The sequence below is a fragment of the Rhodoplanes roseus genome, assembly GCF_003258865.1.
In the GTDB taxonomy this organism is placed as follows: domain Bacteria; phylum Pseudomonadota; class Alphaproteobacteria; order Rhizobiales; family Xanthobacteraceae; genus Rhodoplanes; species Rhodoplanes roseus.
In genome coordinates this window covers 1-600 of record NZ_NPEX01000649.1, presented here as the reverse complement: position 1 = coordinate 600, position 600 = coordinate 1, and the positions used below count along the sequence as shown (strand labels likewise).

General features: G+C 75.7%; 1 protein-coding gene. It reads right to left on the bottom strand.

Features of this window, described 5'->3' with window-relative positions:
- Positions 1-600, bottom strand: a 600-nt coding sequence (gene tilS / locus CH341_RS31800) for a tRNA lysidine(34) synthetase TilS (protein WP_111423731.1), incomplete at both ends; no start/stop codon positions are given.

The following is a 600-nucleotide window of genomic DNA, read 5'->3' as shown; positions in this document are numbered from 1 at the left end:
CGGCGGCGTCGAACGTGACGGGCCCGGCCCCGGGCAGCCGGCCGGGCGAGATCGCGAGATCGGCGGCCAGCCGGTCGACCGCCGCCTCGAGCGCCGCGTCGGCCCGGCGCATGCGCCCGGCGAGCTGGACGAGCCGGGCCGCCGACAGGCCTTCCTCGGCCAGACTGGGCAGCAGCCGACGCAGCCGTGAACGAGTGAATCTCGGGTCACGATTCGACGGGTCGTCCGCATACGGGACGCCGGCGGCCTCCAGGGTCGCGATCAGCCGGGCCTTGGGGACGTCGAGAAACGGACGGACCAGAAACGGCGCCCCGTCCGTGGCCTTTCCCTCCCCGGTGGAAAGGGCCGGCAACGGCGACACCCGGGCCATGCCGGCCAAGCCCGACAGGCCGCTGCCACGGGCGAGGCGGAACAGCACGGTCTCGGCCTGGTCGTCGCGCGTGTGGGCCGTCACCACATGGGCAGCCCCGACGGCGCGGGCGGCTTCGGCCAGCAGCCGGTAGCGCGCCACCCGGGCGGCCTCCTGCAGGCCGGTCGACGGCTTGTCACCGACCCAGCGCAACACCCGGTGCGAGACCCCGAGCCGGTCGGCGAGCTCGC